We start from the raw sequence: 24,142 nt of genomic DNA on the forward strand, positions 1-24,142 counted from the left end.
ATGCGCCCCTGAAATTTCAGGCGTCAGCCAACAGGTAGAGATTCCATGACCGAATTTGCCGTCATCATGCTCGGCACCATCCTGGTGAACAACTTTGTGCTGGTCCAGTTCCTGGGGCTGTGCCCGTTTATGGGCGTGTCCAACAAACTGGAATCGGCCATCGGTATGGCTGGCGCGACCACCTTCGTCATGACGCTCGCCTCTATCTGCACCTACCTGGTATTCACCTGGATTCTTGCGCCCCTGGGCCTGGATTACCTGCGCACAATTTCTTTTATATTGGTGATCGCGGCTGTCGTGCAGTTCACCAAGATGTTTATGGAAAAAACCAGTCCGCTGCTGTACCGCATCCTCGGGGTATTCCTGCCGCTGATTACCGTGAACTGCGCGGTGTTGGGCGTGGCCTTGTTGAATATCAACAAAACCCACAGTTTCTGGGAATCCACCCTCTATGGATTTGGCGGCGCGGTAGGGTTTTCCATTGTATTGATCCTGTTCTCGGCCATGCGCGAACGCCTGGCCGTGGCCGATGTGCCCGTGCCATTCAAAGGCGCCGCCATCGGTATGATCACCGCCGGATTAATGTCCCTTGCCTTTATGGGTTTCAGTGGCCTTGTATAGGCCGGAGATGTAACGCCGATTATGTTTGAACTGATTGTCCAGAATCCTATTATCGCTGCGCTGGTCGCCCTGATCGGTCTGGCTGCGCTATTTGGTGCAATCCTGGGTTTTGCGGCAGTGAAATTTAAAGTCGAAGGCGACCCCATCGTCGACCAGATCGATAACCTGCTGCCGCAAACCCAGTGCGGCCAGTGTGGTTATCCCGGTTGTCGACCTTACGCCCAGGCTATTGCCGGCGGCGATGCCATCAATAAGTGCCCTCCCGGTGGCCAAACCACCATCAACGCCCTGGCGGACCTGCTCGCTATACCCGCGCCGACCCTCGACGAAGAGCACGGCGAAGAGTCCGAAGTCAAAAAAGTCGCGTTTATCCGGGAAGACGAGTGCATCGGCTGCACCAAGTGCATCCAGGCTTGCCCGATGGATGCCATCCTCGGTGCCGCCAAGCAGATGCATACGGTGATTGCCGATGAATGCACCGGATGCGATTTGTGTGTGGAACCCTGCCCCGTGGATTGTATTGACATGATCCCGGTGGAAACCGGCGTTAAAGAGTGGAAGTGGGAATTGCCCGCCATCAACGCCAGCATCATCGCCACCGACCGCGACTCGCAGGATCAGCCAACAGGTAAAGCCGCTTAATGACCAGCCTGATCAAAATCCGGGAAATCCCCGGCGGAATTCACCCGCCCGAGCATAAAGAACAATCCCTGCGTCTGCCGCTGGGTTCCGTGCCTTTGCCGCCCCAGTTGGTCGTACCCGTGAGCCAACATATCGGTGAACCGGCCACACCGGTGATCAGCGTAGGTGAGCGCGTACTGACCGGGCAACTGATTGCTGCCGCCAATGGCGTCTTCAGTGCTAATATCCACGCGCCCAGCTCCGGCACCGTGGTGGCAATTGAAGATCGCGTCCTGACCCATCCTTCCGGGATGAGCGATACCTGTATCGTGATCGAGACGGACTGCAAGGATGAGTGGGTGCCGCTAAATCCCTGCGAGGATTATCACGCACTCGACAAGACCGCCCTGCAAGATAAAATCCGCCTGGCCGGGGTAGCCGGTCTGGGCGGCGCGGGTTTTCCCACGGCGGTAAAACTCAACCCGCGCTCCACTGAAGTGATTGATATCCTGATCATCAACGGCGCCGAGTGCGAACCCTATATCACCGCCGATGACATCCTGATGCAAACCCGCGCCGAGGAAATCATCGCGGGAACCCTGATGGTCAGCCACCTGCTGCATGAGCCCAAAGACCTGGTCATCGGCCTGGAAGACAATAAACCCCAAGCCCTGGCGGCCCTGCAAAAAGCGGCGCAAGGCACGCGGGTACAGGTGGTGGCTTTTCCAACCAAGTATCCGTCTGGCGGTGCCAAGCAAATCATCCAGATCCTGACCGGACGCGAAATTCCCACCGACCACCATTCCGCCTATATCGGCGTTATTTGCCTCAACGTCGGCACCGTTGCAGCGGCCTGGCGGGCAGTGCGTTATGGTGAGCCGCTGATTTCCCGCATTACGACCGTTGTTGGTGAGTCACTGGACATTCAGCGCAATGTAGAAGTACGCATCGGTACGCCGATTGACTATGTTCTTGCCCAACACGGTTTTGATGCGAAGCAAGCCTCACGCCTGATCATGGGCGGCCCGATGATGGGCTTTACCTTGCCGAACCCCAGCGTGCCGGTGATTAAAACCACCAACTGTATCCTCGCTCCCACAAAAAAAGAATTGCCACCGCCACCGCCGGCGCAAGCCTGTATTCGTTGCGGCCTGTGCGCAGAAGCCTGCCCCGCCAGTTTGCTACCGCAGCAATTATTCTGGTATGCGCAGGCGGAAGATATGGAAAAACTGCAAGCGCACAACCTGTTCGATTGCATCGAATGCGGTGCCTGCTCTTATGTGTGCCCGAGTAATATTCCCCTGGTGCAGTATTACCGCGCGGCCAAGGGCACAATTCGCCAGCACGAATTGGAAAAGGAAAAATCCGATCGCTCACGCCGTCGGTTTGAATTCCGGCAGCAACGTATCGCAAAAGAAGAAGCGGAAAAAGAAGCTAAACGTCTGGCACGCAAACAGGCCGCTGAAGAAGCAAAACAAAAGCTCGCCGAAAAAGCTGCAGCACCGGCGCCGCAAACTGCCGTTGTCGCCGAGGCCGTAGCCAAAGCCCGCGCCGTGCAGCAAACACCGGACGAACAAAAAGCCAAACTTGAACGTATGCTCGCCGCTGCACAAAACAGCCTTGAACATGCGCGTCAGCCATTAGTGCCGAATGAAGAAGGCGCAGTGGTTACGCCGGAACAATTGGAAAAGCAGCAAGCGCGGATCAAGCAAGCCGAATTAAAAGTCAATGAGGCGGAGAAAAAACTCGCTGATTTTATGGCAACACAAGATGTTACGCCGGCAGCCACGCCCGCCAGCGCCGGAGACCCGGTTGCCGCCGCCATCGCGCGCGCGCAGGCAAAACTGACCATGGCACCGAACGAAAAGCTGCGCACGACGTTAGAGTCGTTGCAATCGCGCCTCGCCAAAGCCCGGGAAAAAGCGGCCGCCGCCCAAGCCGAAGGCAGTGCTACCGCTGATGCCTTGCAGCAAGGCGTAGAAAAACTGCAACAAAAAATTGCAGAAACAGAAGCCGAACTCGCACAGTTGACCGCAACAACACCGGCCACAGAAACCACTGCTCCCTCTGTCGAACAAAGTGCGGCAGACATCGCCATTGAAAAAGCCAAGGCCAAAGCAGCGGCGCTGGCGAACATGAGCGATGCAGAAAAACGCGCGGAACAACTGAAATCCCTGGAAACCCGTTTACAAAAAGCGCGCGACCGATTGGCCAAAGCCGAAGCGGACAATGATCCAAACATTGAAGCCTTCCGCACCGGCGTTGCAAAACTCGAAGAAAAACACAAAGAACTGCAAGACGCGTAAACCTGTAGGTCGGATTAGCCGCACAGCGGCGTAATCCGACAATGCCCCAAATTCAAATCATGCATCGAGATTGTTGATGGCGTTATTGAAAGTTACCTCGCCCCATGCCCACAAAGGGCACTCAACCGGTCATTTAATGCGGCTGGTGATTCTCGCTACCCTGCCAGGCTTTCTCGCACTGGTGTGGTTTTTTGGGATGGGCGTTATTGCAAATGTATTGTTGGCCTGCCTCGCCTGCGTCGGCTTTGAAGCACTGGCAATAAAACTGCGCGGCCGCCCGGTGATGTTTTATCTGCGCGATTACAGCGCCCTGGTCACCGGTGTTTTACTCGGCCTTTCCCTGCCGCCTTATTGCCCCTGGTGGATCGTGGTGGTCGGCAGTCTCTGTGCCATCATCCTCGCGAAACAACTCTATGGCGGTATGGGTTTCAACCCGTTTAATCCAGCGATGGTCGGTTATGTCATCCTGCTGATTTCCTTTCCGGTAGAGATGACACAATGGGCTGCGCCCTCGACGATGCTGGACGCTGGTGAATCCTTACCGGGCATTATCGATAGCCTGCAGAAAATCTGGTTAGGTACACCGATTGATGGCTATACCGCAGCAACGCCGTTGGATGTGATGAAACAGAATTCCAGCTTATTGGTTGCTGACGTTTACGCCAATGAACCGGTGTTTAGCACGGGGACTTTCGCGGGTGCAGGCTGGGAGTGGGTCAATATCGGCTTTTTGATCGGCGGTATTTTTCTCTTAAGCCAGCGCGTATTTACCTGGCACGCGCCGGTCAGCATGCTTGTGGCACTGACATTGATGGCGGCACTCTTTCACGACGGTGGCAGCTCCAGCAGTGGCGGTTCGCCCCTGTTTCATTTGTTGTCCGGCGCCACCATGCTGGGTGCGTTTTTTATTGTGACTGATCCAGTCAGCTCTGCGGTCAGTAAAAAGGGACGGATCATCTACGGCGCGGCTATCGGTGTGCTGGTGTTTGTCATTCGTCACTGGGGTAATTATCCTGATGCGGTCGCCTTCGCTGTGTTGCTGCTGAATTTTGCCGCACCTTTCATTGATTACTACACCTTGCCACGTACCTATGGCCACACCAAAGCCCGCCGCGCAACCGAGAAGGAGGAATAGATGTTAGGCGCCTCCATCAGCAAGAACAGTTTATTGCTCGCCGTCTTTGCGCTGATTGCCGCTGGCGGCCTGGCGTTAACCAACGAAGGTACCAGGGAACGCATCCAGAAAGCCGAACGCGCCGCGCAACAAAAAGCCCTGTTTGAAATTGTTCCGCGCTCACGCCACGACAATGATCTGCTGCTGGATACGCTTCCGGTACCGGAAAATGCCTGGCACCTGTTGGGATTGAAAAAAGGCGGTGAGATACATATTGCCCGCCAGAATGGCCAGGTGGTGGCGATGATCATCCCTGCCGTTGCGCCGGATGGTTACAGCGGTGATATCCGTATGATTGTCGGCATCAACCGCGACGGCTCTGTGGCCGGTGTGCGGGTGTTGGCTCACAATGAAACGCCGGGCCTGGGCGATAAAGTGGACTTGAAAAAAAGCGACTGGATTTTATCCTTTAACGGTAAATCCCTGACGGCGCCCGCCCCGGCGGATTGGGCGGTCAAAAAAGACGGCGGCGAATTTGATCAATTCACTGGCGCTACCATTACGCCGCGGGCGGTGGTCAATCAGGTGCGCCGCGTATTGGAATTTGTCGAAGCCGGGGATGAAATCCTGTCCCTGGGTGCTAAAGCTGAAAAGACCGGCAGTGACACTGCTACAGAAACTCCCACATCACAGGAACGCCCCCATGAGTGACTCCGTTAATTACAAAGAGATCACCCGGAAAGGCCTCTGGGGCAATAACGCCGCGCTGGTGCAATTGCTCGGCTTGTGTCCGCTGCTGGCCGTCAGCGGTTCGGTGGTCAATGGGCTCGGGCTCGGGCTGGCTACGTTGCTGGTACTCACCTCCTCCAATACCATTGTTTCGCTGATTCGCACCAAGGTCAGCGACGCCGTACGCCTGCCGGCGTTTGTGATGATCATTGCGTCCCTGACGACCTGTATTGAATTATTAATGAAGGCGTTTACTTACGAGCTTTATCAAATCCTCGGTATCTTTATTCCGCTGATCGTAACCAACTGTGCGGTGCTGGGCCGGGCCGATGCTTTTGCGAGTAAAAACCGTTTACTGCCGTCCATCGTCGACGGTTTTACCATGGGGATGGGGTTTGCACTGGTACTGGTGGCTATCGGGGGTATCCGTGAGCTGTTGGGCAATGGCACCTTGTTTGTTGATATGCATTTATTATTTGGTGACATTGCCCGCGACTGGACACTGAATGTATTCGGTAATCGCTATCCTGGTTTCTTACTCGCTGTTTTGCCTCCCGGCGCTTTTATCGTGACCGGTTTTCTGATTGCGTTAAAAAATCTGATCGACGGTGAAATCAAACGGCGGGCTGAAGCGCGCAGAGCAAAACCGGTCAAAGGTAGCAAGCGGGTGCGGACCACCGGCAGTATTGCCTGAACATCCTGAATTTAACCACCAGAGGGATTCCTCATGAAATACGAAGAAGAAGTCATGCAAATCGTGGATATCTACGTTATACCCTGGGGTATAAACATTCTCGTCGCGCTACTGATATTTTTCATCGGCCGCATCATCGTGGGTATAGTTAGTTCCCTTGTAAGCAAGGCGCTTGCCCATACCAAGTGGGACGCCATTCTGGTGGAATTTGTCCAGCAACTGGTGCGCGCCGCATTATTGATTTTTGTGATCGTTGCGGTGCTTGATCAGTTGGGCGTAAATACAACTTCGGTAATTGCTGTGCTGGGTGCGGCGGGTCTTGCCATTGGTCTGGCTCTGCAGGGTTCCCTGCAAAACTTTGCGGCAGGGTTTATGCTGCTTGTATTTCGTCCGTTTAAATCCGGTGATTTTGTGGAGGCCGCAGGCACTATGGGATTAGTGGAGAAGATACATATTTTTTCCACGATTATGCGCAGCCCTGATAATAAAGAAGTGATTGTACCTAATGGAGCCATCTACAGCGGCAACATCATTAATTACTCCGCCCGTCAGACCCGCCGTGTCGACATGGTGTTCAGTATTGGATACGGCGATGACATCAAAAAAGCACGCAATGTTATTGCCGCTATTGTCAGCGCTGATGAGAGAGTATTGACGGAACCGGAACCGGTGATTGCCGTATCCGAACTCGGAGCCCATAGCGTTAATTTTGTGGTGCGGCCTTGGGTGAGGACAGAAGATTTCTGGCCGGTAAAGTTTGATTTAACAGAAAAGATCAAATTGGCTTTCGATGAGAACGGTATTTCTATTCCCTTCCCGCAAATGGATGTGCACTGGATTAAACCGGTTGAGGAAGGGGAGCCAAAGAAGAAAGAATAAACGTTCAAAAATAAACCGGGGGTTTGTCGGATTACGCCTTGCGGCTAATCCGACCTCCGAATACAAAAAAGCCGCGCAGTGCGCGGCTTTTTTATTACTCGTTATCGTAAACTGTTCCGGAATCATCAAACGCCGGTTGCTGCGGTTCAGCACCGCCCAGGGCTGGAAGCAACGCCAGCAACATCTCTGGTGGTATCTGGGTATTGCCGACTTTTACAACACCGTCTTTCAAGGTCGCGTGCATCACGTATTGGTCGCCGTCTTGCGTAATGTAGGTATCCATGTATTGGCCAACCATCATCACCAGCGGTGTTTGCATCACAATGGATTCGGAGACGTTAATCTTCAAATCACTGTTGACCAGCAACAGGTAATCCAGAGGATCAACAATGCTGTTTATCGTACGGCCATCCGTTAATGGCTGGTAATCTGCCACCCAATCCATCTTCGCGCTACCGCCCATAAAGTCGGCGCCCACTGCCAGTTTGAATTGCAATCCTTCCTGCAACGCGATGTTCATCAGCTCAGTCATGGCTTGACTGTTGTCGGCCATAGCGGCTTCCGGATCGGCTTGCAGGGTTTTCGCAATCTCGGCCCACTTTTGAATCGCGGCCGGGTCCAGTTGGTTAAGGGTAATGTCGTAATGCAGTGCGGTAATTTCCAGCGGGCCATTTACCTTGGCTGCGGACAAACTGACAAAGGTATCGATTTTTTCATTAACCAGCTTTTGCGTTTGCACAACCTTAATTTGTTCGATTGAACCGCTCACCATCGCCGCATTGCGAAAGGTAATCGTGGCCATTGCCAGGTTCATATTGGAGATATTGACCAGCTCGGCAATATTTTCCACATCGAAAGTACCGGTCAGGGGTGTTGTGGTGATGTGTGTTCCATCAGCCAGAGCCATATCCATCGCGCCCACATCAATTGAACCGGTCATGTCCATCTCGGTGTAGGTACCGTTCACGGTCAGGTTGAGGCCATCAATGCGCAGCGCATCGCCTTCATCACTGTATTCAATTGCCGGCACGGTCCAAGTCGAGGTGTAACTGTTGTTGAAATGGCCCAGGGTGACAATTTCGCCGATACTTTCACCGAAGATGCCCGCGAGCTTTTGATCCGCCTCTGCATCACCCGTCACTATTTTCACGGTCGAGACAGAGGAGAATAGCCCGACCCCTACCTTACCCAGGAACAGCAAAGGACCATGCTGTACACGCGAAGTACTGGACAAGCTAAAACCATCACCCGGAAGCCCGGCAACCGCATAAGTCGCCGTAAACTCAACTTCGCTGAAGAACACACCGCGTTCATAACGATTAAGTTCCAGTTGAACGCCCTGGGCTTCAGACTGTTGCTGGCTTAATGCAAATTGTTGGCGAATATTTTTCTCGCCCTGATAACCGGTATAAAAAGCTGCACCGGCATACAAAGCGATAAGAATCAGAATTCCTGCAAGTTTTTTCATCATCATTCCTTTCGGTAAGTGAGCGAAGATAGCGTCAAAAGAAGAGGCATAAGCCCAAGTGTGCAGGCGCATTTCTACGCTGGCAACGGCGCAACGTTATACCGGAAAAGGCCGGGGGGGAAAAGGTACAACTGATACGGGAGATGATTTTTGTGACTCCAGGCCTTTAGCTGCTTGAGACCAGCGCCGCCGCCAGCACAAAGACCGCACAAAGAATGAGCGGCCAAAGATGGAAAAGCCACCGGCGAATAGCCGGTACATGTCGCGGCAGATTAGCCTTGACGCTGCCCTGCACTGCTCTTACCCTAATCAGCCTTTTTGCCCCAGGGTTGCCCTCGCCATGACTTATTGTGTTGCCATTACCGTTGACGCCGGACTGGTGTTCTGTTCTGACTCGCGCACAAATGCGGGGGTAGACCAGGTCAGCACCTACAGCAAGATGTACCGCTTCGGCGTAGATGGCCAACGTCAGTTCGCCATCCTCTCAGCCGGCAACCTCGCCACCACCCAGGCGGTTATCTCGCGCATAAAGAAAGACATCAAGGAACTCGCGCCGATCAATCTCGGCAACGTCCAGACCATGGACGACGCCGCCGATTACGTGGGCGAGATAAACCGCACCGAACAGGAAAAACACAACGCCGGCAACGTGGCCACCTTTGAAGCGAGTTTTATCCTCGGCGGGCAGATCTTCGGCGATAAGCCGCGTCTGATGCTGGTCTACCCGCAGGGCAACCACATCACCACCTCCACCGACACGCCTTATCTGCAAATCGGCGAAAGCAAGTACGGCAAGCCGATTCTGGACCGTATCCTCCAGCCGCAAACGACCCTGGATACCGCCGCCCTTTGCGCACTGGTATCCATGGACTCCACTATGCGCTCCAACCTGACTGTCGGCCCGCCCATTGAAATTATGATGTGCCAGACAGACAGCTTTGTGTTGCAACACAACCGTTTTGATGAAGACGATGAATACCTGCGCGAATTAAAACGTTCCTGGGATGCACGTATTGCGGAAGCGTTTTTACAACTCCCGGCGGTGAATTGGCCAATACAAACAAACGATGGGTATGTTCAAAACTAAATGTTGATACTCCGATGGTGGGCGGGGTTTGCGAAGCGGTGTGCGAGACCATCACCGACAGGATGTCGGTGCTGAGCCTCCATGGATGGATTCACGGCGCGTCTCGCACACCGCTTCGCAAACCCTGGGTAATTCTGTTCTCTACAACCATTCCTCACGGCAAATCCTTCGGATCAAACCACAACTCCGCCCGATCCAAGGGTGTCTCGGGGGATAATGTCGGATTGTCGATATAAAACACCTTGCGGTTTTTCATATTGGCTTTTTCGATTACATCCTTCACTTCCGGCGCGTTCATAAACGCTTCATCGAAGCTGCCGTTGGCAATGGCATGGTTAAAGCCGGTCTCAATGTCGTTTGCCAACCCCGGATTATTTTTTGACACAAATAAATAGAACGGCATCTTGTATGCCAGCATGAGATTCTTCTCCACCGCCAGCTCCAACTCGGGCCGTTGCGCAAGTTCGCCGAAAGGTTCGTGCACGCCGCGCGGAAATGCGTCGAAGCGTCCTCCTTCAACCATATGAAACAGACTCGGGTATTTATTGGTTTTTATGACGGTAAAACCATTGGATTCCAGGATATTGGTATCGGCCCAGGTGCGCCCCTGCCCGAAGGTTAATTGTTTTAAATCCTCCAGGGTGTTCACCCGATCGAATTTCGCCTGGTCATGTTTATTGATTATCAGGATGCGGTAACCCAACAGCCCTTTGAATAAGGGAATGCGAATCGGTAGAACGGTGGCTTCCATCCTGGCGTCGGAGGATGTCCAGGCAAGGTCGAGATTTCCGCCGATGCGTACTTCTTCGTTCACCCGCGCCTGGGTCATGTCGTTGGTGCTGATGTCAATGCGGTAGGGTTTATCGATATGGCTTAGTGCCAGGCGCAGCATGTTGATCGCGTAGGCGGCATTGGGATCGCTGAAGTTATTGACCCGGATGACCTGTTCATCGGCAGTGGCGGTGGTGCAGATAAGGGTAATCAGGAATAAACAACAAACTCTTCTTATCATGTGTGTACTGCCTCTATTTATGGGTATGGGCATGGAGCAACTCGCGACGGGCGCGCGGGAATTTCTATGAATTGTAGTATACAAGTGCGATAAGCGTCGTCTGGATTGGCTTGGGGTGCGCGTAACCCAGGCGAGTCATTGTCGGATTACGCCGTTGGCTAATCCGACCTACGGGTGGTGTGGTTATTGCTAGCGTCAGGAAGGCGTTGCGCAATCGTGCGCTTTGGTCAAAGCTTAACGGCGGCACACATCATCAAGGCTTCATCGGTGGGGTGTTTACTGCACCAGGATAATGCAAGGCACCTGAGCACCTGCGACCAAACCAGCGCTCATCTAACCGTTGAACTGAGTACAAGGGAAATTCCTATGGCCATCCGCGTGGCAATCCACCATCAGACCGAATATGCCTTTGATCGCCTGACCACCCTCTTCCCCCATGTGCTGCGCTTGCGCCCGGCGCCCCACAGCCGCACCAGGATCCACAGCTATTCGCTCAAGGTCGAGCCGGCGGAGCACTTTATCAACTGGCAGCAAGATCCTTTCGGCAATTTCCAGGCGCGCCTGGTCTTTCCTGAACCGACCACACACCTGACGTTTACGGTGGAAGTGATTGCCGATATGACCTCCATCAACCCCTTCGATTTTTTTGTGGAGGATTACGCGGAGTTCTATCCGTTTGCCTACGATGAGCAGTTGCGGCGCGAACTGGTGCCCTATCTGGAAGTAACGGAATCCGGGCCAAAACTGACGGCTCTGCGAGAAGAGATCTACGACCAACTGACCGCCAAGGCGCGCGCGGAAACGCCCTGGCACATCAACGATTTCCTGGTGGCGGTCAATCAACGCTTGCAACAAGACATCGGCTACGGTGTGCGGCTTGAGCCGGGCATTCAAACCTGTGAGGAAACCTTGACCCTGGCCAAAGGTTCCTGCCGGGATACCGCTTGGCTACTGGTGCAATTGATGCGTCACCTGGGGCTCGCCGCCCGTTTTGCTTCCGGTTATCTGGTGCAGCTCACCGCTGACATCAAGGCGCTCGATGGCCCCAGCGGGCCGGAGCAGGACTTCACCGACCTGCACGCCTGGGCCGAGGTGTTTATTCCCGGCGCAGGCTGGATCGGATTGGACCCCACATCAGGCTTGCTGACCGCCGAAGGTCATATTCCATTGGCCTGCACCCCGGACCCGATATCCGCGGCACCAGTCACCGGTGCCACCAGCAAGTGTGAAGTCACCTTTAGCTACCACAATGAAGTCTTCCGCATCCTGGAAGATCCGCGCGTGACCAAGCCCTATACAGAGGAACAATGGGCTACCATCAATGCGCTGGGCACCTTGATAGACCAGAAACTCGAACAGCAGGACGTCCGCCTGACCACCGGCGGCGAACCTACCTTTGTTTCCATTGACGACATGGAATCCGCTCAATGGAACACCGAAGCCCTGGGCGCCGATAAACTTAAATTGGCAAAAGACCTGCTACTGCGCATGCGCAAGACGTTTGCGCCCGGCAGTTTGCTGCATTACGGCCAAGGCAAGTGGTATCCCGGCGAGGAAATTCCACGTTGGGCATTGGGATGTTTCTGGCGTACCGACGGTCAACCCCTGTGGCGCGATGACCGCTATCTGGCGCGGGCGGATAAGGATTACGATGTTGATCATCGAGGCGCCCGCCAATTCGCGGATGCCTTTTGCGCGCGTATCGGCGTTAACCCGGAACACCTGATGCCGGCCTATGAAGACACGCTCTATTACCTGTGGACCGAGCAGCAACTTCCCCCGGATGTTGACCCCACCAAGGCAGACCTGAAAGACAGCCTGGAACGGCGGCGCCTCGCTCGCCTGCTGACACGGGGCCTGAACATAGCGACCGGTTTTGTGCTGCCGATTGAGTGGCACTTTCCACAACAGCGCTGGATTACCGGCCGCTGGCAACTGCGCACTGAATACCTGCTGCTGGTTCCCGGCGATTCGCCCCTCGGCCTGCGCCTGCCGCTCGGCTCAGTGGAATCCCCGCAGCATGACGATGACCGATATCAGCCCGAGGCCGATCCCCTGGCGGAACGCCCGCCACTGGCGAATGCCGGGCAGGCTTATGTGAAAACCGGTGGTGCCACCGCTGGCGAACGACGCTTTAACAACTCGTTGGAGGCGGGCTATGCGATCCGCACCGCCCTCTGCTTTGAACCGCGCGAGGGCCGGCTGCATGTCTTTATGCCGCCGCTGACCTACCTCGAACACTATGTGGCGCTGATCGAAGCCATTGAAGATACCGCCAGTGCCTTGGGCCTGCCGGTGGTGATCGAAGGTTATGAACCGCCCAAAGACCATCGCCTGAAAAAATTCCTGATCACACCGGACCCCGGCGTCATTGAAGTGAATATTCATCCGGTGTCCAACTGGCCGGAACTGGTTGCCAATACCGAAGCGCTCTATGAAGATGCACGCCAGGCCCGGCTGGCCACCGAAAAATTCATGCTCGATGGCCGCCACTCCGGTACCGGCGGCGGTAACCATGTGACCTTTGGTGGCCCCACACCCACCGATAGTCCGTTCCTGCGGAGACCGGACCTGCTGCGCAGCCTGGTGACCTTCTGGCAGCACCACCCCGGTTTGTCCTACCTGTTTTCCGGCTTGTTTGTAGGTCCTACCAGCCAGTCACCGCGGGTGGATGAGGGCCGCGATGAGGCCTTGTATGAACTGGAGATTGCTTTCAAACACATGCCCGACGGTATCGTCGAACAGCCCTGGCTGGTGGATCGACTGATGCGCAACCTGCTGATTGATATCACCGGCAATACCCACCGCGCCGAATTCTGTATCGACAAACTCTACGCACCCGGCACCGCCAGCGGGCGCCAGGGGCTGTTGGAATTTCGCGGCTTCGAGATGCCGCCCCACGCGCGTATGTCGCTGGTGCAGATACTGCTGCTGCGCGCCCTGATCAGCCGCTTCTGGGAAAAACCCTACCACCAGCCGCTGGTGCGCTGGGGCACCCTGCTGCACGACAAATTCATGCTGCCGCACTATGTGTGGGAAGACCTGCGCGATGTGGTCAATGACCTCAATGAACAGGGTTATCCCTTCCAACTGGAATGGCTGGCGGCCTTTGAGGAATTTCGTTTTCCGCATTATGGCCGGGTGCAACTGGACGATATCGCCATCGAATTGCGCTGGGCTATCGAACCCTGGCATGTGCTGGGTGAGGAAGTGACCAGCTTCGGTACCGCGCGCTATGTCGATTCATCGGTGGAGCGCCTGCAAGTGAAAGTGACCGGGCTGACGCCGGGACGTTACCTGCTCGCCTGTAATGGCCGCAGGGTCTGTCTGAATGCCACGGGCAAGCAGGGCGAGTTTGTCGGCGGGGTTCGCTATCGCGCCTGGCAACCGCCCTCGGCACTGCACCCCACCATCGGTATCCATTCACCCCTGACCTTTGACTTGATCGATACCTGGAACGGGAAGAGCATCGGCGGTTGCTCCTATCATGTCAGCCACCCCGGCGGACGCAGTTATGATCGGTTTCCGGTCAATGCCAACGAAGCAGAATCCCGGCGCGGCAACCGGTTCTTTGACTTTGGCCATACACCGGGTCCCCTGCCGACCACGCCAGCGGGCAAGATTCTGCGGGAGTTTTTTGAACACAAACACCCGCCGCGCCCGATGGCCCCGCCGCCGGAGGAACCAGCCGATGAATACCCGTACACACTGGATTTGCGCCGCTGACCGCCGCAGTGCTCTGTGGGGTAGCGCGCGCTGGTATGGGGGTTTTGACCGCAGGGCTGAATCTGTTTGTCGACCCCGGGTCGAATCGCTACTGATTGTGCGGAAGCTATTAGGCAAGCTCCAATTAACGTGCCACAATCCTCCGCACTACGTGTATAAAAAGCATACAATGCAATATTTAACGCCACGCCCAGGCAAGCCGTATCCAGGTCATGTATTCGATGAATCCATCCGAACCGATGAAAGCTGTCCCACGCAGCCTTGATTACCCCTTCCTCAACCAGGGGGTAGACGAAGCCTTTTCACCCGATGGCGAGATCCGCGCCCATTGGCGCTACCTGCTGGAGAGCATGCAAACCCTCGGCCTCGACGGCATTGAAGAGCGGCAAATCAAAGCCCAACGTATCCTGCGCGACGATGGCGCAACCTATAAGGTTTACAACGATCCCGCCAATAACCAGAGCTGGCAACTCAACCCCATCCCCCTGTTGATCGACAGTGAAGCCTGGAGCCAGGTGGAAAGTGCGCTGGTTGAGCGGGCGGAATTGTTTAACCTGATTCTGGATGATGTGTACGGGCCGCGTTCCCTGATCAAACAGCGCGTCATTCCGCCGGAACTGCTGTACGCCCACGCCGGCTTCCTGCGGGCGTGCAATGGCCTGAAATTGAAAGGCGAACAGCAGTTGATCCTGCACGGTGTGGATCTGGTCCGTGGACCTGACGGCGTCATGAAGGTGATGGCAGACCGGACCCAGGCGCCCTCCGGTGCCGGTTATGCGTTGGAAAATCGCACGGTGATGAGCCGCGTGTTTCCCAGCCTGTTCCGCGACAGCCACGTTCATCGCCTCTCGTTATTTTTTGCCCGCCTGCGCCAGAAATTGCAGGATCTCAACCCCAACGGCGGCATTGCCCGTATCGTTGTGCTGACGCCCGGCGCCTACAACGAAACCTACTTTGAACACGCTTATCTCGCCAACTATCTCGGATTCAATCTGGTTCAGGGCAGAGACCTGATCGTGCGCGACGGTTATGTGTGGATGAAATCCCTGGACGGTTTAAAGCGTGTGGATGTGATTCTGCGCCGCGTCGACGATGTGTATTGCGATCCGGTGGAATTAAAAGGCGATTCCCAATTGGGTGTGCCCGGCTTATTGGATGCCGCGCGTATGGGCAATGTGGCCATCGCCAATCCGCTCGGCTCAAGTGTGCTGGAAAATCCGGCATGGCTGCGTTACCTGCCTGCGATTTCCCGCCATTTATTGGGCCGTGATCTGCAAATGGAGTCAGTCAACACCTGGTGGTGCGGCAACCCCGAGGAACTGGATTACGTGTGCAACAATCTGCACAACCTGTTGATTAAACCCACCTATCGGCGGCCGGGATTGTACGAAGTTTACGGTGCTGAACTGGATAAGAAAAAATTGCAGGCATGGAAAAACCGCCTCCACAAAAATCCGCTGCAATACGTGGCCCAGGAATACATTCCCTGCGCCTATACGCCCACCTGGCATCAGGGAGCTATCCAGCCGCGCGCAACTATCCTGCGTACCTTTGCGGTGGCCAGCGAGTCTTCTTACGCGGTATTGCCCGGCGGTTTGACGCGGGTCAATCTCGACACCACCGAAAAAATTATTTCCAACCAGCGCGGCTCAGTATCCAAAGATACCTGGGTGCTGGCCACTGAACCGGAAAAACTGGTTACCTTGCGCAGCAGCGAAAAATACCAGCCCCAGGAAATTACCAGCGAGCTGCCCAGCAGGGTGGTGGAAAATTTATTCTGGATGGGCCGCTATGCCGAACGGGCGGAATCCGCGTTGCGTTTACTGCGCACGGTATTTATGCAATTGAATAAATCGGAAAGCCTGCCCGATCCGGTTTATCGTTCATTGCTGAGCGCCGTGACTCACGTAACTTACACCTACCCCGGCTTTGCGGCTGAAAATCCGACATTGTTCAGCGACCCGGAGCCGGAGATGCTGTCCATCCTGCTCGACATGAATCGCACCGGCAGTGTCGCCCACAGTTTAACGGCGATGATCAACGCGGCGGAGCAAGTCAAGGAGCAACTCTCCAGTGATACCCAGCGGGTCATCAACGATATCGGCGATGAATTGCAAACGCTCAATAACGCGTTAACACCCGGTGCGCTCTCCGCCCCGGAAGAAGCCCTTGATCCACTGGTTACTACCCTGCTGGCGCTCGCCGGTTTGATTCACGAAAGTATGCTGCGCGGCCACGGTTGGCACTTCATCGAAATGGGCCGCCGTATGGAACGCGCCTTGCAGAGCATCAGTTTATTGCGCGCGCTGTTGGTGCCGAAATTTGATCCTTCAGCGCAAGACCTCCTGATTGAATCCGCCTTGCAGTGCGGCGAAGCGCTGATTCCCTATCGCCGGCGTTACCAGAACGGCATCACCATGGAAAACGGACTGGAGATGCTGGTGCTTAATAGCAACAACCCCCGTTCGTTGATTTATCAACTGGAACAACTCGAATATCATTTTGCGGAATTACCCAACACCCAAGGCCTACTGACGCGGGAACGCAAATTATTACTCGAAGCCACTACCGCCCTGAAATTAAGTGACGTGACCCAGTTGGCTGAAAGCAACGGTGCCATTCGCCAACCATTGGATCAGTTGCTGGCGCGCGCTCATTACCTGGTCGGAGCCGCTGGTAAAGAAATCAGCCAGCGCTATTTTGATCATGCACAAAGTCCGCAACTCCTGGTAAAAAATACGGAATGGCAGGATCACCTGTGAAATTTATCGTGCGTCATGTGACCAAATATACCTACGAACAACCGGTCAGCAGTTGTCACAATATTGCGTACGTTGTGCCGCGCAATACCGCAAACCAGCAGCTGGATACTATCGCTATCGCGACCTCGCCCGCCGCCTCGGTCAGTCATACACGCACGGATTATTTCGGTAACCAGCTCTATCAATTTTCTATTGAGCAGGACCATGCAGAACTGGAGGTTGAAGTAACCAGCCACATCCGCGTGGATGAAATGCCGATCAACCGCAACCTGGATTTCGGCAACACCTGCGCCTACAGCAAACAGCGGCTACACCAGAGTGCGGACCCGGAATGCCTCACGGCGCGCGAATTTTTACTGGACTCGCCCATGGTCCAGCAACACCCTGACCTGGCTGAATATGCCGCGCCGCTTTTTGTGGATGACCGGCCGTTTTTGTCGGCGGTGATGGAATTAACCGAAAAAATTTACACCGAGTTTACCTACGATCCCGGCTTCTCGGATGTCGCCACCCCCTTGAGCGATGTGCTGAAACACAAGCGTGGCGTGTGCCAGGATTTTGCACATTTCGCTATCGGTTGCCTGCGCTCGCTGGGTTACCCCGCGCGTTATGTCAGCGGTTATCTGGAAACCCTGCCCCCGCCGGGGCAGGAAAAACTCGTGGGCGCCGACGCAACCCATGCATGGTTTGCTGTTTTTTCTCCCGGCGAAGGCTGGTTTGAATTCGATCCCACCAATAACAAGATGGCGTGTGAACAACATATCACCACCGCCTGGGGCCGCGACTATTCCGATGTGACGCCACTCAAAGGCATCATCTTTGGTGGCGGACAACAACATACACTCTCCGTCTCTGTCGACGTCCAGCGTCTTGCCGATTAGAATCGCAGTCCTGTTTCACTGCCCTGATCGAGATGTCTATGACTCACCCACTTACCCACCTGGGCGATTTGCCTGTTGAAAATTTTCTGCGCGATTACTGGCAGAAAAAACCCCTGCTGATTCGCAACGCCCTGCCCGGTTTTGTCTCGCCTCTGGACGGCGATGAACTGGCCGGTCTGGCCCTGGAAGAAGAAGTAGAGTCGCGCCTGGTGCTGGAAAAAGGCAAGACGCCCTGGGAATTGCGCCATGGTCCCTTCGATGAAAAAACCTTTGCCACATTACCGGAAACCCATTGGACGCTTTTGATACAAGCCGTCGACCAATGGGTTCCAGAGGTCCATGAACTCCTGCAACACTTTCGTTTTATTCCCAACTGGCGCCTGGATGACATCATGGTCAGCTACGCACCGGATCAAGGTAGCGTCGGGCCGCACTTTGATTACTACGATGTATTTTTATTGCAAGGCGCGGGCAAGCGTCGCTGGCGTATCGGGCAAACCTGTAATGTGCATTCCGAGCGGGTCGCGGGCACCTCGCTGAATATTCTCAAACAATTTGATACCGAAGAAGAATGGGTGCTGGAACCGGGCGACATCCTGTACATTCCGCCGGGGGTCGCTCATTGGGGTATTGCCGAGGGCGAATGCATTACCTACTCCATCGGATTTCGTGCGCCCAGCCACGCGGATATTTTGTGCGAATTAACCCAGGACATCGCTACGCGCCTGACTAACGATCACCGTTTTAGTGATCCCGACCTGACACTGCAAACCAATCCCGGCGAAATCAGCCACACGGCACTACAGCAACTCAAGAATATTCTGCTGGCGCAGTTGACCGATGAAAACCTCGCTCACTGGTTTGGCAAGCACATGACCGAACGGAAATACGCCGAAGACATGGAACACGATGAGGCCATCGAAGCCGACGACTGGCAAGCCGCCATGCGCGACGATAATCTCCTGCTCTGGCGTCATCCTGCGGCACGCTTCGCCTACCATGCGTTGCCGACCAAAACCTTATTGTTTATTGATGGCCAAGCCTTCAGCTGCTCGCGCGAGCTGGCTGAAACCCTGTGCCAGGTAACCGAGATCGACTGGGCCACACTGGAACCTTTACTTGAGGACCCGCTCAATCTTCCCGTGCTCAACGCATTGATTCATCAGGAAAGCCTGTTACTGGATGAATAACCTTGCCTATCACCATCAGCAGGTAAGCTGGCCAGTAGCACAGCGAGCGCTGCGCGACATTCGCACGCATGTTTTTATCGATGAGCAACACGTTTCTGCGCAAGATGAATGGGATGGGCTGGATGAAACGGCCGTGCATTTTATGACCCATCTGGATGACGGCAAGGCAATCGCGACAGCACGTGTGCTGGTAGAAACTGATACACAGGGAAGGCCCCTGTATCACATCGGGCGCGTGGCCGTATTAAAAGCCTATCGCGGTCAAGGCGTCGGCCGCACATTGATGGTTTATGTGATGAACTGGTGCCTTCACCAATCCCCCGACGCCCGTTTATATCTGCATGCACAAACGGCACGGGTGGCGTTTTATCAACACCTCGGCTTTGTGCCCCAAGGCACAGAGTTTATGGATGCCGGCATTCCCCACATAACGATGTGGTATGGTCGCGTCCATCAGGAGCCTTTACCATGAGCCAGGTTTCTTCCGTCAGCGACCAATTAATCTTGCTGGAAAATTGTGCGGACTTTCAGCAGCACGCCCTGGCTCTGGCGAAAGATGCCCGCCGCCATATCGCCATCCTCAGTACCGACCTGGATTTTCCACTTTACGACCAAGACGAATTTGTCAGCGCGCTCTCGCAATTGGTGCGCGGCAGCCGCTTCGCTCAAATACAACTGCTGGTTAAAAACACGAAGCCGTTAATTGAACGGGGCCACAAGCTGGCACGTTTATCCCAACGGTTATCCAGCAAAGTGTTACTGCGTAAATTAACCCTCCAGCCAGAAAATACCGACATGGGTTTTATGTTGCGCGATAATGACGGCTTGCTGTTCAAGAACGATGATCTGGTCTACCGCGGCTTCGCCAATTATGCAGCCGCTGTTGAAGTTAAACGCCTGCGCGAAACCTTTGATTATCTGTGGCAGTACGCCGAACCCGAAGCTGATCTTCAACAACTGCATATTTGATGGCCAAAAACCGTGTTTTTTTCGGGAAAAACGCTACTTTTTTGTTGCCGATTCAATTTTTATACTATATATATAGCGTCAACCTTTGTGGTGGGCGATTTAAGCCTATAAAAACAGGGTTTTTTGAAGACGCCTTCAACAAAACTTTCTGTTTGAACAATGGTCAGGTATTTCGATTCAACCCTTTATTGCACACAGCTAACCCTTGTGTGTTTTACGTGAATAATTAAAAGGAAACCAATATGGCCGCTAAAAAACCAGCCGCAAAACCAGCCAAAGCTGCAGCCAAGCCCGCCGCTAAAAAAGCACCAGCCAAGGCGCCTGCTAAAAAAGTTGCTGCCAAAGCTGCTCCTGCTGTTGTGAAGCCCATCGCAGAACGTCAAAACAAAACCCAGATGCTGACTCAGATTTCTGATGCGACTCAGTTGAGCAAAAAGCAAGTACAGTCTGTTCTGGACGAGCTGACCAACATTATTGAAGGTCACGTTAAGAAAAAAGGTGTAGGTGAGTTTGTACTGCCTGGCCTGTTAAAGATCACCACCGTGAAGAAGCCGGCAACCAAAGCGCGCAAGGGTATTAACCCTTTCACTGGCGAAGAAGTGATGTTCAAAGCCAAACCAGCCAGCACATCCGTCAAGGTGCGCCCGCTGAAAAAACTGAAAGAAATGGCGCTTTAATATCAGCCTGATTTTGGTTAATAAAAAACCCCGCAATTGCGGGGTTTTTTATTTGTGGTCGGTGATGCGGGTAAAGGTGCTTCGTTGTCCGTTCGTCATTAGGGGCCTTGGTTTCGAAAACGCATGAATACATCCCTGTAGCTCCCTCAATTCATCCTTGAATTTAGGGTTTCGAAACCAAGGCCCCTAATGACAAACTCATATTGTGCCAAGACTCGGCCGGATCACATAGACGGCCGGATAATCTCAAAGCCTTCACCGACTAATGCATTTTGCAAACGTTTGATGCGATCCTGCAGTTGTTCGGGCGTGTAATCCACTATATTGACCTTGCCCCAGATGGGTTGTGGCCAGGCCGGGTCGTCGGAGAAACGGGCGATATGATGAATGTGTAGTTGGCGCACCACGTTACCCAAGGCCGCAACGTTCATCTTGTGTGCGTCGAATAAACTGGTCATGACTTCGGAGAGGCGACAGGATTCGCGGATCAGTTGCAGTTGATCTTCTTCGCTGAGGTGGTGGATTTCGTAAACATCCTCCCGCTCCGGCACGAGGATACACCAGGGGTAGTTGGCGTCTTTGCTTAACAGCAACAGGGATAGTGTGAAGCGCCCGATGATTACAGAGTCCTGCGCGAGTCTGGGGTGAAGTTCAAACATGGTCATTACCTTTTTAGCAAAGTCCGGAATCCTGCCGCCGCATAAATCGACGAATCTGAAGATGCCTTCTGTACCGCGCGCATCAAGCACCGTAGAATAAGCGGCTTTGATCCCGGGTGTCACGATGATTTGAGCCGTTGCATGGCTTAAGACACAGGTTACCGTGCCAGGTTCGCTCCACCCTGAGATCCACTAGAAGCCATCTCACATTCCCAGTATAGCCACTGAAAAAAGAAGCCACGTTTATGCGCGCTACCCGTTTTTTAATTGCCACGCTCAAAGAAACACCCGCCGATGCCGAAGTGATCAGCCATCAGCTGATGCTGCGTGCCGGCATGATTCGTAAACTCGCCTCCGGTCTTTATACCTGGTTACCGTTGGGCTTGCGTGTCCTGCGCAAGGTTGAACGTATTATCCGCGAGGAAATGGACCGGTCCGGCGCCCAGGAAGTGTTGATGCCGGTGGTACAACCGAGTGAACTCTGGGTTGAATCAGGCCGTTGGGAACAATATGGTCCGGAGCTGTTGCGGATCAATGATCGGCATGATCGCGCGTTCTGCCTCGGCCCAACCCATGAAGAAGTCATCACGGATTTGATTCGCAATGAATTGAACAGCTACAAACAATTGCCTGCGAATTTTTATCAAATCCAGACCAAATTTCGCGATGAAATCCGTCCGCGTTTTGGTGTGATGCGTTCGCGCGAATTTATTATGAAGGACGCCTATTCCTTCCACCTGACCCAGGATTCCTTGCAGGAAACCTACGATGTGATGCATCGCACCTACTGTAATATCTTTAGTCGCATTGGCCTGGCGTATCGTCCGGTATTGGCGGATACCGGTTCCATCGGTGGCGCTTTCTCCCACGAGTTCCACGTACTCGCCGCCAGCGGTGAAGATGCAATTGCGTTTAGCAGCGGCAGTGACTACGCCGCGAATATTGAAAAAGCCGAGGCGCTGCCACCGGCATCTGCACGGCCAGCACCCAGCCAGTTACTGCACGAAGTGGCCACGCCTCAACAACACACCATTGAAGAAGTGAGCACCTTCCTCAAGGTGTCGCCGGCACAAGTCGTCAAGACCTTGATTGTGCTGGGCGAAGCAGAGACCGGTAAAGAACAGCCCCTGGTCGCTCTGGTACTGCGCGGTGATCATGAGCTTAACGACATCAAAGCGGAAAAATTAACGGGCGTTGCAGCGCCCCTGACGTTTGCGCCGGAAGCTCGCATTAAAGCGGAACTGGGTGTAGGCCTCGGCTCAATCGGACCCGTCGGTTTGCAAATACCGATCATCGTGGATCATGCCGCAGCGCATCTCGCTGATTTCGTGTGCGGAGCCAACAAAGACGGCTTCCATTTGACCGGCGTGAATTGGGAGCGCGACCTTCACGTGCCGATGGTGGCCGATATTCGCAATGTGGTAGCAGGCGATCCGAGTCCGGATGGCAAAGGCACCCTGGATATCAAACGCGGTATTGAAGTGGGTCATATCTTCCAGCTCGGCACCAAATATTCTGAGGCGCTCAAGGCGCGCGTGCTGGATGAAAACGGCAAAGAGCAAACCATGATCATGGGCTGTTACGGTATCGGTGTCACGCGCGTCGTCGCCGCCGCTATCGAACAAAATTTTGATGAGAACGGTATTATCTGGCCCGATTCCATCGCGCCCTTCCATGTCGCGTTGATCCCGATCAACATCAGCAAGTCACCTGCCGTCGCACAACAATGCGAAGCCTTGTATGCAGAGTTACAGGCTGCCGGCATTGAGGTGTTGTTTATGGATGATGAGAAAGCACGCCTGGGCGTCATGCTCGCCAACACCGAATTGATGGGCATTCCGCATCGCGTGGTGGTGGGCGATCGCGGTCTGGAAAGTGGCACAGTGGAATATAAAGGTCGTCGCGATGCCGACAAGCAGGAGATTCCGGCGAATGACATTGTGAATTTCCTGAAAGAAAAAATTAATCGCTAGATAATAAAAAGCCGGTTCATCAAACAGATGAACCGGCTTTTTATTTGGTCGCCTGTTCCAGCGCTTGGCCCATCCAGTTTTACTTCAGCAAAAAATCGTCTAACCGTAAAAACTTCTCCGGCGGTAATGCCCGATGCGTAATACGCGCCGCCAGAATCGCTCCGTTAAACCAATGTACTTCATTCATCCGCGCACCGATTGATGTTTTGCCAGTTGGCGCGATAGGCAGGTAATCAACCTCGGCTGACAATTCTTTTTTTCCGTTAACAAATGCTGTGAATTGTCGATCCTTATACGTAATCGCTGCGTGGGTCCATTGCTCCATTGGGTGAACCAGACTCGAATCAATCAGTGTGTACTGCGACAATTCGGATTTGATATAGGTATCCAGATACCATTGGTGCTGATCATTCAAACGCAGCTCAATAGTGATGCGGCGATTGGGATTTTCCGGTGCTTCAATATGAAAGAAGCGCGGCTCCAGATTGTTCGGATAGGCGTCATTGGGTTTGAAGATAATCTCCACGGTGAATTCACTGGCGCCGTCTAATGGATTATTGTCCACCACCAAGCGGTCACCATCACCGTCAAACATCACCGCGTTGCCGTAGGGCGACTCCACGAGCTGTGGATTACCTTGCACCGCCACGGGCAGGCCGGCAATTTGCTCCAGCGAATCGATACGCCATAGCGATTGCGGCGGATGAGTCGCACAACCCGTGCCCATCCATACAAAATATAACAGCAAAATTTTTATTATGGTTGACTTCATAG

Annotated in this window: 20 protein-coding genes; 16 read left to right on the forward strand and 4 right to left on the reverse strand. The window is 54.1% G+C overall.

The genetic code is table 11. The annotated features are described in order from the left end of the window. Positions 1-45 precede the first annotated feature (45 nt). The 7 genes from rsxA to ACSV5M_RS11895 all read left to right on the forward strand — a co-directional run bounded on the left by rsxA (position 46) and on the right by ACSV5M_RS11895 (position 6,964). A complete protein-coding gene (rsxA, locus tag ACSV5M_RS11865; protein ID WP_087468760.1) occupies positions 46-621 on the forward strand; it encodes an electron transport complex subunit RsxA in 576 nt (191 codons plus the stop codon). A 21-nt stretch (positions 622-642) separates the two neighbouring features. Further along, positions 643-1,263 (forward strand): electron transport complex subunit RsxB, encoded by a 621-nt coding sequence (gene rsxB, locus ACSV5M_RS11870; protein WP_439176431.1) that lies wholly within the window; start codon positions 643-645, stop codon positions 1,261-1,263. Next, complete coding sequence (rsxC, locus tag ACSV5M_RS11875; protein ID WP_439176432.1) at positions 1,263-3,548, forward strand: electron transport complex subunit RsxC; 2,286 nt, start codon at positions 1,263-1,265, stop codon at positions 3,546-3,548. The genes rsxB and rsxC overlap by 1 nt, the downstream gene beginning before the upstream one ends. Before the next feature lie 76 nt (positions 3,549-3,624). Then, the gene (rsxD, locus tag ACSV5M_RS11880) at positions 3,625-4,683 is read left to right on the forward strand and encodes an electron transport complex subunit RsxD (protein WP_439176434.1); all 1,059 of its coding nucleotides are present in this window, start codon (positions 3,625-3,627) and stop codon (positions 4,681-4,683) included. After that, positions 4,684-5,373, forward strand: a complete 690-nt coding sequence (gene rsxG / locus ACSV5M_RS11885; RefSeq protein ID WP_439176435.1) for an electron transport complex subunit RsxG — start codon at positions 4,684-4,686, stop codon at positions 5,371-5,373. After that, positions 5,366-6,085 carry an electron transport complex subunit E gene (locus ACSV5M_RS11890; protein ID WP_439176437.1) on the forward strand — a complete coding sequence of 240 codons (720 nt, stop codon included), beginning with the start codon at positions 5,366-5,368 and terminating at the stop codon, positions 6,083-6,085. The genes rsxG and ACSV5M_RS11890 overlap by 8 nt, the downstream gene beginning before the upstream one ends. A 33-nt stretch (positions 6,086-6,118) precedes the next feature. Beyond that, entirely contained in the window at positions 6,119-6,964 is an 846-nt protein-coding gene (locus tag ACSV5M_RS11895; RefSeq protein ID WP_439176438.1) for a mechanosensitive ion channel family protein, read from the forward strand. Positions 6,965-7,058: 94 nt separating this feature from the next. On the opposite strand, the gene ACSV5M_RS11900 is transcribed toward ACSV5M_RS11895, so the two are convergent. Further along, positions 7,059-8,432: a DUF945 family protein gene (locus ACSV5M_RS11900; RefSeq protein ID WP_439176439.1), complete on the reverse strand. Its 1,374-nt coding sequence runs from the start codon at positions 8,430-8,432 to the stop codon at positions 7,059-7,061. Positions 8,433-8,772: 340 nt separating this feature from the next. On the opposite strand from ACSV5M_RS11900, the gene ACSV5M_RS11905 reads away from it, so the two are divergent. After that, positions 8,773-9,519, forward strand: coding sequence for a peptidase (locus tag ACSV5M_RS11905; RefSeq protein ID WP_439176440.1), 747 nt, complete (start codon positions 8,773-8,775; stop codon positions 9,517-9,519). Between the two features lie 154 nt (positions 9,520-9,673). On the opposite strand, the gene ACSV5M_RS11910 is transcribed toward ACSV5M_RS11905, so the two are convergent. Continuing rightward, positions 9,674-10,531, reverse strand: coding sequence for a diguanylate cyclase (locus ACSV5M_RS11910; protein WP_439176441.1), 858 nt, complete (start codon positions 10,529-10,531; stop codon positions 9,674-9,676). Positions 10,532-10,897: 366 nt separating this feature from the next. Between ACSV5M_RS11910 and ACSV5M_RS11915 the strand changes: the two genes are divergently transcribed. The 7 genes from ACSV5M_RS11915 (at position 10,898) to ACSV5M_RS11945 (ending at position 20,736) form a co-directional block, all read left to right on the forward strand. Then, complete coding sequence (locus ACSV5M_RS11915) at positions 10,898-14,257, forward strand: DUF2126 domain-containing protein (protein WP_439176443.1); 3,360 nt, start codon at positions 10,898-10,900, stop codon at positions 14,255-14,257. Positions 14,258-14,478: 221 nt separating this feature from the next. Next, complete coding sequence (locus ACSV5M_RS11920) at positions 14,479-17,019, forward strand: circularly permuted type 2 ATP-grasp protein (RefSeq protein ID WP_439176444.1); 2,541 nt, start codon at positions 14,479-14,481, stop codon at positions 17,017-17,019. Continuing rightward, positions 17,016-17,900, forward strand: coding sequence for a transglutaminase family protein (locus tag ACSV5M_RS11925; RefSeq protein ID WP_439176446.1), 885 nt, complete (start codon positions 17,016-17,018; stop codon positions 17,898-17,900). The genes ACSV5M_RS11920 and ACSV5M_RS11925 overlap by 4 nt, the downstream gene beginning before the upstream one ends. A gap of 38 nt (positions 17,901-17,938) precedes the next feature. Further along, on the forward strand, positions 17,939-19,090 hold the full coding sequence (locus ACSV5M_RS11930; protein WP_439176448.1) for a JmjC domain-containing protein: 1,152 nt from the start codon (positions 17,939-17,941) through the stop codon (positions 19,088-19,090). Then, a complete protein-coding gene (locus ACSV5M_RS11935; RefSeq protein ID WP_439176450.1) occupies positions 19,083-19,562 on the forward strand; it encodes a GNAT family N-acetyltransferase in 480 nt (159 codons plus the stop codon). The genes ACSV5M_RS11930 and ACSV5M_RS11935 overlap by 8 nt, the downstream gene beginning before the upstream one ends. Continuing rightward, entirely contained in the window at positions 19,559-20,059 is a 501-nt protein-coding gene (locus ACSV5M_RS11940; RefSeq protein WP_439176451.1) for a hypothetical protein, read from the forward strand. Before ACSV5M_RS11935 ends, ACSV5M_RS11940 begins: the two co-directional genes overlap by 4 nt. Positions 20,060-20,301: 242 nt before the next feature. Beyond that, positions 20,302-20,736, forward strand: coding sequence for an HU family DNA-binding protein (locus tag ACSV5M_RS11945; RefSeq protein WP_439176453.1), 435 nt, complete (start codon positions 20,302-20,304; stop codon positions 20,734-20,736). A gap of 224 nt (positions 20,737-20,960) precedes the next feature. Here ACSV5M_RS11945 and ACSV5M_RS11950 read toward each other — a convergent pair whose 3' ends face one another. After that, on the reverse strand, positions 20,961-21,395 hold the full coding sequence (locus tag ACSV5M_RS11950) for an HIT domain-containing protein (protein ID WP_439176454.1): 435 nt from the start codon (positions 21,393-21,395) through the stop codon (positions 20,961-20,963). A gap of 245 nt (positions 21,396-21,640) precedes the next feature. Here ACSV5M_RS11950 and ACSV5M_RS11955 point away from each other — a divergent pair, with 245 nt between their 5' ends. Continuing rightward, positions 21,641-23,368, forward strand: coding sequence for a proline--tRNA ligase (locus tag ACSV5M_RS11955; protein ID WP_439176455.1), 1,728 nt, complete (start codon positions 21,641-21,643; stop codon positions 23,366-23,368). 79 nt (positions 23,369-23,447) lie between these two features. Here ACSV5M_RS11955 and ACSV5M_RS11960 read toward each other — a convergent pair whose 3' ends face one another. After that, positions 23,448-24,140 carry a LamG domain-containing protein gene (locus ACSV5M_RS11960; RefSeq protein ID WP_439176457.1) on the reverse strand — a complete coding sequence of 231 codons (693 nt, stop codon included), beginning with the start codon at positions 24,138-24,140 and terminating at the stop codon, positions 23,448-23,450. Between the last annotated feature and the right edge of the window lie 2 nt (positions 24,141-24,142).

The sequence above is a fragment of the Cellvibrio sp. ARAG 10.3 genome (genome assembly GCF_051846955.1).
Lineage (GTDB): Bacteria > Pseudomonadota > Gammaproteobacteria > Pseudomonadales > Cellvibrionaceae > Cellvibrio.

Excerpts from the sequence above, each read along its gene's own strand:
- ACSV5M_RS11900 (WP_439176439.1), bottom strand. The coding sequence starts at position 8,432 with ATGAAAAAACTTGCAGGAATTCTGATTCTTATCGCTTTGTATGCCGGT.
- ACSV5M_RS11920 (WP_439176444.1), top strand. The coding sequence starts at position 14,479 with ATGAATCCATCCGAACCGATGAAAGCTGTCCCACGCAGCCTTGATTAC.
- rsxA (WP_087468760.1), top strand. The coding sequence starts at position 46 with ATGACCGAATTTGCCGTCATCATGCTCGGCACCATCCTGGTGAACAAC.
- ACSV5M_RS11955 (WP_439176455.1), top strand. The coding sequence starts at position 21,641 with ATGCGCGCTACCCGTTTTTTAATTGCCACGCTCAAAGAAACACCCGCC.
- ACSV5M_RS11960 (WP_439176457.1), bottom strand. The coding sequence starts at position 24,140 with ATGAAGTCAACCATAATAAAAATTTTGCTGTTATATTTTGTATGGATG.
- ACSV5M_RS11940 (WP_439176451.1), top strand. The coding sequence starts at position 19,559 with ATGAGCCAGGTTTCTTCCGTCAGCGACCAATTAATCTTGCTGGAAAAT.
- ACSV5M_RS11895 (WP_439176438.1), top strand. The coding sequence starts at position 6,119 with ATGAAATACGAAGAAGAAGTCATGCAAATCGTGGATATCTACGTTATA.
- ACSV5M_RS11905 (WP_439176440.1), top strand. The coding sequence starts at position 8,773 with ATGACTTATTGTGTTGCCATTACCGTTGACGCCGGACTGGTGTTCTGT.
- ACSV5M_RS11950 (WP_439176454.1), bottom strand. The coding sequence starts at position 21,395 with ATGTTTGAACTTCACCCCAGACTCGCGCAGGACTCTGTAATCATCGGG.
- rsxC (WP_439176432.1), top strand. The coding sequence starts at position 1,263 with ATGACCAGCCTGATCAAAATCCGGGAAATCCCCGGCGGAATTCACCCG.
- ACSV5M_RS11930 (WP_439176448.1), top strand. The coding sequence starts at position 17,939 with ATGACTCACCCACTTACCCACCTGGGCGATTTGCCTGTTGAAAATTTT.
- ACSV5M_RS11935 (WP_439176450.1), top strand. The coding sequence starts at position 19,083 with ATGAATAACCTTGCCTATCACCATCAGCAGGTAAGCTGGCCAGTAGCA.
- rsxD (WP_439176434.1), top strand. The coding sequence starts at position 3,625 with ATGGCGTTATTGAAAGTTACCTCGCCCCATGCCCACAAAGGGCACTCA.
- ACSV5M_RS11910 (WP_439176441.1), bottom strand. The coding sequence starts at position 10,531 with ATGATAAGAAGAGTTTGTTGTTTATTCCTGATTACCCTTATCTGCACC.
- ACSV5M_RS11915 (WP_439176443.1), top strand. The coding sequence starts at position 10,898 with ATGGCCATCCGCGTGGCAATCCACCATCAGACCGAATATGCCTTTGAT.
- rsxG (WP_439176435.1), top strand. The coding sequence starts at position 4,684 with ATGTTAGGCGCCTCCATCAGCAAGAACAGTTTATTGCTCGCCGTCTTT.
- rsxB (WP_439176431.1), top strand. The coding sequence starts at position 643 with ATGTTTGAACTGATTGTCCAGAATCCTATTATCGCTGCGCTGGTCGCC.
- ACSV5M_RS11890 (WP_439176437.1), top strand. The coding sequence starts at position 5,366 with ATGAGTGACTCCGTTAATTACAAAGAGATCACCCGGAAAGGCCTCTGG.
- ACSV5M_RS11945 (WP_439176453.1), top strand. The coding sequence starts at position 20,302 with ATGGCCGCTAAAAAACCAGCCGCAAAACCAGCCAAAGCTGCAGCCAAG.